Source organism: Candidatus Poribacteria bacterium, assembly GCA_026702755.1.
Lineage (GTDB): Bacteria > Poribacteria > WGA-4E > WGA-4E > WGA-3G > WGA-3G.
Window position 1 is genome coordinate 20,563 of sequence record JAPPBX010000091.1, and the last position, 6,867, is coordinate 27,429.

Below are 6,867 nucleotides of genomic sequence, written 5' to 3' on the forward strand. Positions count from 1 at the left end.
ATTTGTCGCTGAAATAGTGTGGGTTTATAGGAAATTAGCACCGTTGGGGTATTCTGACTAACTTTATGGTATGCTGTTATTTACTTCCCATTTCACTGGATTTCAGTTTGCCAAGCACGCGTTGTATTTCAGGCGTAAAGACCTCTTTGAACTTCAGTAGGTTCTGAATATGCCATGCTCTGATGGCTGTCAGCGCACTCACGTCGGCGATTATGTCAGCATCTTGCAGAAATCCTATTGAGCATCCCCTTACATCGTTACGCCGGGCCCAGGATAACGGTGCGTCGAATTTCGCATTGATTTCGGAATCCCTTTCTTTGAGAAGATCAAAGAAGTTTTTGTTCTTGTCGTAAATACCGAAGTCAATATAAAGACCTACAAACACTTCCCCCTGTTTCATAAATTGCGCATTATATTGAACGCCCGAACAGCCTGACGAAAAGCAGTAGTAATTCTGACCTTTTATGGCACGACGCGCTTTTGTAAAGTTATGCTGTTCTCGAAGTTGATCTATCAATTCTTGAAAGTAGACGGTATACTTCTCCTTTCGACGCGATCTGCTTATCGGACGTGAGGCTGGCGGCGGTGGCGGATCTTCTATTATTATTTCACCTGTTTTCCCCTCTGAACCTTTGAGGAAGTTAAAAACCTGTTCATCGGTAGGTGTATTGCCACACAAGCGTTGGGTTTCAGATTTCACAGCCTCTATTAAAAACTCTGAATCTTCTGATTTTCCCGACACCAAGTTATCCCATGCTTCAGGCAAAGATCTGAGAATCTCTCTGTTCCGAAAGACGTTCTGATAGTCCGCAGCAATGGCTGTCATCGCTTCGCCTGTCTGTATTGACGCGTAATTGAGATACCTGTTTAGATGGCTCGCAATTTCTGCACTGTCGTCTTCAACAATATCGAACTCATGCACGAGACGCTCTGTGTAGTCTCCTGATCCTGATGGGTGAAAAAAACGCCATTTCTGCCCGTCGGTAAGGATAAGGATTGGGATTCCCTTGTGAAAAGCGTATTCAAAGAGTTGCTTTTCTGCTCCGTCAATCTTTCCAACTCGCTTCACCTCAATAAGAGAGCGCGGTTGTCCGGCTGGATGACACAAAGCATAGTCTGCCCTACCTGTGTCAATTGGATATTCAGGAGAAACAATCTGTGGATTGTACGTTGGCCACCCCAACACAGTGAGAAGCCTATCTACGATGCCCAGACGGACTGCGGTTTCATTTGTAAACTGTCTCTGTTCTAACCTTGTACGTATGTCCTCAATATGTTCCTTGAATGCCATTCGCTCATTTCCCTTTCCGAACGGATTCTGTGATGATCTTCTGTAATAATAATTTTTGTAAGTCAATGCCAAGTAATATGAGTACTACATAAACACCAAAAACATAGATGTATCTGTAACAGATTCAGCGTCTGTGTGGAGACGCAAACTGATAGAGACATCAAATAATATTGTAAAACCCAAGGAGAATTCCCTTGGAGGCTTGGCATGCTTGTATCGCGAGGTTGGATAGGATTCGACACGCTTCACAGCATAGGAAGTGTGCAGCAAGATTACGCCCCGAGGGATACGCTATCCGCCAAGTTATTTTTAGTCTAAACGATTCATACTTCTTCTGTCAAGAAAAAAACTTCATCAGTGTGTCAAGTCGATGTGTGTTATCGCTGTTTCCCGTCTTTGAATCTTGCAATTGCCTCGCGCTCGGTGAGTTCGGCTTTGGCATAATGCGCCGGCATTTGAGAAGATTTCCCTATTTCGTGTAAGGTGGTAGGTAATTCGCTAACAAGGCATCGGATGGTATTCAACCTACTAACCACGTCTCTAAGTTGTGTAGCGCGCTGATATGCTTCTTGTGTGCTCTCTGTGGAGGTTGCTGAGGAGCGACTAAATCGTCCATTAAAATTCTCCAAAAATGGATGGTGTTATATAACTGAAACTGTGCTAAAATGTACACTTACTTGTGCTTGTACACCAAAAGATAAGCGAGATGTTTGCTTCGGTATCTTCCCTGGAAAGCTTCGCTAACGGTCGGATGCCGTTTTCCCATTCGTCGCTCACTGAGGCAACTATCTATTTTCATAATGCACTATAAAGGGACAACCCTATGTCAAATACCGAACTCAAGATCACGTTCAATACCGCTCCAACGCTCTATGAAGATGTCCGACCCGGCTACCCTGAAGAACTAATCCAAGATGTCATAGACCTTTCTGATCTTGAAGACCACAGCAGGATTCTTGAGATCGGATGCGGCACCGGAAAAGCAACGCGACCTTTTGCGAAATGCGGATACGAATTGGTCTGTCTGGATATAGGTGCCGACCTGATCGCCGTCGCAAAAGAAAGGTTGGAAGGATTTCCAAATGTTTCATTTGTAGAAAAAGCATTTGAAGAGTGGGAATCAGACGAAAAGTTTGATTTAGTTATTTCTGCCACCGCTTTCCATTGGGTAGACCCAAAAGTGAGATACCTGAAGGCATCCGAAGTGATTAAATCAAAGGGTTTCCTTGCCGTTTTCTCCAATCAGCATGTCAGAAAGAATGAGGGATTCTTTGCAGAGAGCCAGAGTCTCTATGATAAATATTACGCGCTACCGACCACGAATCGTCCTACACACGCCACAAACTTTCCCGGCGTGGAAGCCTTTCAATATCCAATTAAACGCGTCTACCCATGGACGCAAACGTATTCATCTGAGCAGTACATCAAACTCTTGGGCACATATTCAGGGCACATCGCGTTGCCAGACGAAAATAGATGTCGTCTGTTTGAAGGGATTGCCAATCTCATTGACACAAAGTACGACGGTCAGATAACCAAACATTACGAAGCCGTTCTTGACCTTCGGCAAACGAAGTGAAAGGGGACATCAATGGAAATCACAAAAGTTGAGACATTCCAGATTGAGACACCGCGTTATTACGGTCATATATCCGGGCATGTTATTGTCAAGGTCCATGTAGATGATGGACCCATTGGATTGGGAGAAGCCTCGGACAGCAAGGCTGACGATTTAGGCGCAATCGCCAAACGCTACAACGATTTATTGGTTGGACGTGATGCCACCCGTATCACTGAAATCAATGAGTTCCTACAGACGCAGAATTTCGGTAGCACGGTTAGCAATCTACACCTCGCTTCCGCCATTGACCTTGCACTTTATGACCTAAACGGCAAGGTCCAGGGCGTACCGGCTTACCAAATGCTCGGCGGCAAGATGCGAGACAGCGTCTATTGCTGCTACCCAATTTTCGGATGGCAGGTGAAGGAGGACTTTGAAAAGACTGCGGGCTATCTACAACGACTGATAGACCTCGGTCACCATCTCTTCCGCTACTATATATCCGGTGACAGTGACTTGGATGACAAGTTCCTGACTGAGATGAAGTCCAGATTTGGTGAGCGGATCAAGCTCAAACAACTCGATTGCTCCGGTCGATTCAATGATTGGGAGACTGCCCTGCGTTACGCCGATGTCCTGCGCCATCATGCACCCTACCATTTTGAACAACCCTCACGAGACCTACAGGTGTGTGCGGAATTCACCAAACGTATGGATTTGCCGGTGAGTCTGCACATCAGTAGTTTAGAATACGGATATGCGGCAGCCGAATGTGGTGCTTGCACCGTCTTCAATGTAGCGTGTGTAGCAGGGGGTCCAACCCATATCCGTCGTCTATTTGCGTTGGCAGAAGCAGCTGGACTCGAATGTTTGATTGGCACCGATCAGGAATCGACGCTTGGGACAGCCGCGCAAATCCATGTCGGTGTTTCAATGCCGAACCTTACCCTACCATGTGATCCGATGGGACCCGTCCTCTATACTGCATCTCCAGCGAAAGAGCGAATCCGCGCAGAAGCCAGCCACCTCTATCCACCCGAAGGACCGGGACTCGGTGTTGAATTAGATGCGGATAAGTTGAATGCCTTAACAGTCGCATCAGCATAGGATTTCAACAGATATGTAGGTATTTTTACATTTCGTCAGGGAACAAGAGACCACCACCGCTGGCGAGGATTGTATCCTCGCCCTTTTATACTGAATTTGTTTTAACTTGACAAATATTGATATATATACTATAATATATCTATAACGAATTTGAACCGTTAGGACACAGCAGACCACCCCTGCAAAACCTAACCCAGCTCTTCAAAGACTGCTAAGCGAAACTAAACCTCTATATGTCTATTCCGTATCTCATACCATCTCTGATTGAAATTGTCGCATAAACTTTTAGTTTGGGTTTCCTTTGTAGCATAGACTGTTAGTCTGTGCACTAAGGTGTGGTTAATGCGATATAAACTTTTAGAGATGATATCACAACCGAAAACCTGATACCGGAGTAGACAACAATCAACGTTTGATACCATTAAGAAAATCTAAGGAGATAAAAATGACGGCTCTAAAAACTTCAAAAGAGAACAAAAAGTGGTTCGCACAACGCTGCGGCGAAATGCTCCTCAAAGTCCTTCCAGGGAATATCTCCATCGTCCTTGACGACGCATTGGAATACCACGAGATGAAAAACACCCCTGAAAACCGACGCATTTTGAAAGAAGCGTATAAAACCGCGAATCCGAATCGCACACAATACGCCGCGAAAACCTACGACCCCTTTTATCAACTCGGCGCAGAAAAAAACGATTTAGGAGAAGAAAGGAGAAGAATTCTCGGGTATCTTGAAATTGACAGACAAGTCAGTCTCCAAGAGGTCCGAAAAGCGATCGCAAAGGCTTTTATAGACGAGGAAATTTCTTCTCTCAATCCGAAACACCTTGATATATTTGATAAGCCGCATCAACTCTTGGATTGCATTTGCAGAGGAAAACTCAAGACACCCTTAGATGAGACAGACTCGGTTTTCAATCGTTTAAAGAAGCCGTCCCGCAATTAGAGGCCGTAGAGTCTACCATTTCAACTTTGAATTTGACAACGGTCCCACGATATGATAGGCTGCAATGTTAAAAGGGAAGTCAATCCCTAATGTTTTAAAAAAGGAGAAAGATTATGTTTGTTATCATCGCACCGATTCAGATTAAGGAAGGACACAGAGATGCCTTCATCGAAGCCATGATAGACGACGCGAAAGGCTCTGTCGCGGATGAACCCGGCTGTCTCAGATTTGATATAATTCAAGACGGTGCCGATCCGAATCGGATCTGGCTCTACGAAGTCTATGTAGACGAGGCAGCATTCCAAGAGCATCTGAAAGCACCACACTTCATCAAATGGCGTGATACCGTCAAAGACTGGTTCGCTGAGAACGACTTTAAAGGCGCAGGCGGCGGAAGTTCCAACATTTACCCGCCAGACGACGCTTGGGAGTAGCCGGTTTTGATAGTTGACGCACTGTCCATAGTTTCACCTTCTGTCTGGAACATTCTTGCGGGTAAGAAGGTCGTCGAAATCCGGCGTTGGCTACCACCGGAGATTCCCTTTCTCAATCTCGTGCTTGTTGAGAATGAGATTTACCTGACCGAAGAAGGACAGGAGGATCCAAACGGACTGGCACGCGCAATCGTTGACATTACGGGTGTTCACGAATGGAAACCTGAAGAAGCGAAATCGCAAGGAGTAGAGTGGATCCCTGACTATATCTGTTGGGAACTCTCAAATGTACGGCGCATAGAGCCACCTATTCCTTGTGTCGCGCGGCGGAGAATCTATAAAATCGATATTGGTGCTTGCCTACCTATTGGTCGTTGACATTAACCTAATCGTTGAAGTGCCAATTGGGGTCCGATAGGAGAGTTAACCGACATGATGCAATTCACTGACGCACTTGTTAACTCTTATGAAAAGTACGCGCATGAAAGGGCATCTCACTCGCCTGACGAATTCAAAGTCCAGGAGCGGGCGGAGTTTCTCAAATTCTTGCAGGCTGAGGAACGAGAGACCTTCCTTGAAATTGGGTGTGGCCCCGGTTGGGATGCCCAGTTTTTTCAAAGTCAAGGACTGCGCGTTTTGGCGGTGGATAATGCCCCAACGATGGTCAAACTCACTGCCGAAAAGGGTATCACTGCGCAAGTCTTGGATTGTTACGATCTCGACCAAATTGACGAACACTTCGATGCGGTGTATACCATGAATTGTCTCCTACACATACCAAAGCGCGACTTTGATCAGATTTTGCATCTAATCTCAAGACGGCTCAACAAAGGTGGCTTGATGTATCTCGGTCTATGGGGAGACGAAAACTTTGAGGGTATCTGGGAACACGACCAGTATGAGCCGAAGCGGTTTTTTTCTTTCTGGAAGACTGAGGCACTTCTGGAAGTTTTACAACGATTCTTTAGGTTAGAATACTACCGAAGATTAGAGCCTCATGAGGGTAGGATATTCAATTCTTTTATTGTTCGTAAATGTGGAGGTTCAAAATGAGCCGAATAGTTTCCTAAAACTTGATAACATCTATAAAGTCCAAGGTGAAATCCCTGTTTCTCAAAACGATCACTGGTTCGGCAATCGTCTTGATGGTCCGCGGACCTATGGAGGGAAACTTGATGAATTTGTTATCTATGACCGTGTCCTGACTGAAGATGAGATTCAGCAAGATATGGAACAGGTCTTGAGCGTATCACCGTTGGATAAGGCTGCCACAACTTGGGGGCTGCTCAAAAAGGTTGGGAGATAAGCGTCCCAATCCAATATTCAGATGTAAATGCACCGCGTGGGTTCTCCGTCGCATCCGTCCAGCTCGGACAGGACTTACGTACTAAAAGACTGGCAGGTGCGATTTGATGAAGATTAACAATTTAATTCGGTAATTCTGTAATGAAGCCCGGTGCGGTTACAAACCGCACCATAACTGTCAATTTTAGAAAAATGAACCGTCTCGAATCCAGGCCCGGTAGGT

General features: G+C 45.5%; 9 protein-coding genes. 7 read left to right on the forward strand and 2 right to left on the reverse strand.

The window, feature by feature from the left end; translation table 11 throughout:
- Positions 1-76: 76 nt before the first annotated feature.
- The gene (locus OXH39_18195) at positions 77-1,291 is read right to left on the reverse strand and encodes a DUF4268 domain-containing protein (GenBank protein MCY3552397.1); all 1,215 of its coding nucleotides are present in this window, start codon (positions 1,289-1,291) and stop codon (positions 77-79) included.
- Between the two features lie 377 nt (positions 1,292-1,668).
- Complete coding sequence (locus tag OXH39_18200) at positions 1,669-1,920, reverse strand: hypothetical protein (protein MCY3552398.1); 252 nt, start codon at positions 1,918-1,920, stop codon at positions 1,669-1,671.
- 194 nt (positions 1,921-2,114) lie between these two features.
- On the opposite strand from OXH39_18200, the gene OXH39_18205 reads away from it, so the two are divergent.
- The 7 genes from OXH39_18205 (at position 2,115) to OXH39_18235 (ending at position 6,645) form a co-directional block, all read left to right on the forward strand.
- Positions 2,115-2,870 carry a class I SAM-dependent methyltransferase gene (locus tag OXH39_18205; GenBank protein ID MCY3552399.1) on the forward strand — a complete coding sequence of 252 codons (756 nt, stop codon included), beginning with the start codon at positions 2,115-2,117 and terminating at the stop codon, positions 2,868-2,870.
- Between the two features lie 12 nt (positions 2,871-2,882).
- On the forward strand, positions 2,883-3,959 hold the full coding sequence (locus tag OXH39_18210) for a hypothetical protein (GenBank protein ID MCY3552400.1): 1,077 nt from the start codon (positions 2,883-2,885) through the stop codon (positions 3,957-3,959).
- A gap of 445 nt (positions 3,960-4,404) precedes the next feature.
- Positions 4,405-4,905, forward strand: a complete 501-nt coding sequence (locus OXH39_18215) for a hypothetical protein (GenBank protein MCY3552401.1) — start codon at positions 4,405-4,407, stop codon at positions 4,903-4,905.
- Positions 4,906-5,018: 113 nt separating this feature from the next.
- The gene (locus tag OXH39_18220; GenBank protein MCY3552402.1) at positions 5,019-5,339 is read left to right on the forward strand and encodes a putative quinol monooxygenase; all 321 of its coding nucleotides are present in this window, start codon (positions 5,019-5,021) and stop codon (positions 5,337-5,339) included.
- 6 nt (positions 5,340-5,345) lie between these two features.
- Positions 5,346-5,717: an ASCH domain-containing protein gene (locus tag OXH39_18225; GenBank protein MCY3552403.1), complete on the forward strand. Its 372-nt coding sequence runs from the start codon at positions 5,346-5,348 to the stop codon at positions 5,715-5,717.
- Positions 5,718-5,771: 54 nt separating this feature from the next.
- The gene (locus OXH39_18230; GenBank protein ID MCY3552404.1) at positions 5,772-6,392 is read left to right on the forward strand and encodes a class I SAM-dependent methyltransferase; all 621 of its coding nucleotides are present in this window, start codon (positions 5,772-5,774) and stop codon (positions 6,390-6,392) included.
- Positions 6,364-6,645 carry a hypothetical protein gene (locus OXH39_18235; protein ID MCY3552405.1) on the forward strand — a complete coding sequence of 94 codons (282 nt, stop codon included), beginning with the start codon at positions 6,364-6,366 and terminating at the stop codon, positions 6,643-6,645. Before OXH39_18230 ends, OXH39_18235 begins: the two co-directional genes overlap by 29 nt.
- Positions 6,646-6,867 lie beyond the last annotated feature (222 nt).

Bases quoted from the DNA above. Each gene is read 5' to 3' on its own strand.
- OXH39_18215 (MCY3552401.1), top strand. From the start codon at position 4,405: ATGACGGCTCTAAAAACTTCAAAAGAGAACAAAAAGTGGTTCGCACAA.
- OXH39_18195 (MCY3552397.1), bottom strand. From the start codon at position 1,291: ATGGCATTCAAGGAACATATTGAGGACATACGTACAAGGTTAGAACAG.
- OXH39_18210 (MCY3552400.1), top strand. From the start codon at position 2,883: ATGGAAATCACAAAAGTTGAGACATTCCAGATTGAGACACCGCGTTAT.
- OXH39_18205 (MCY3552399.1), top strand. From the start codon at position 2,115: ATGTCAAATACCGAACTCAAGATCACGTTCAATACCGCTCCAACGCTC.
- OXH39_18220 (MCY3552402.1), top strand. From the start codon at position 5,019: ATGTTTGTTATCATCGCACCGATTCAGATTAAGGAAGGACACAGAGAT.
- OXH39_18230 (MCY3552404.1), top strand. From the start codon at position 5,772: ATGATGCAATTCACTGACGCACTTGTTAACTCTTATGAAAAGTACGCG.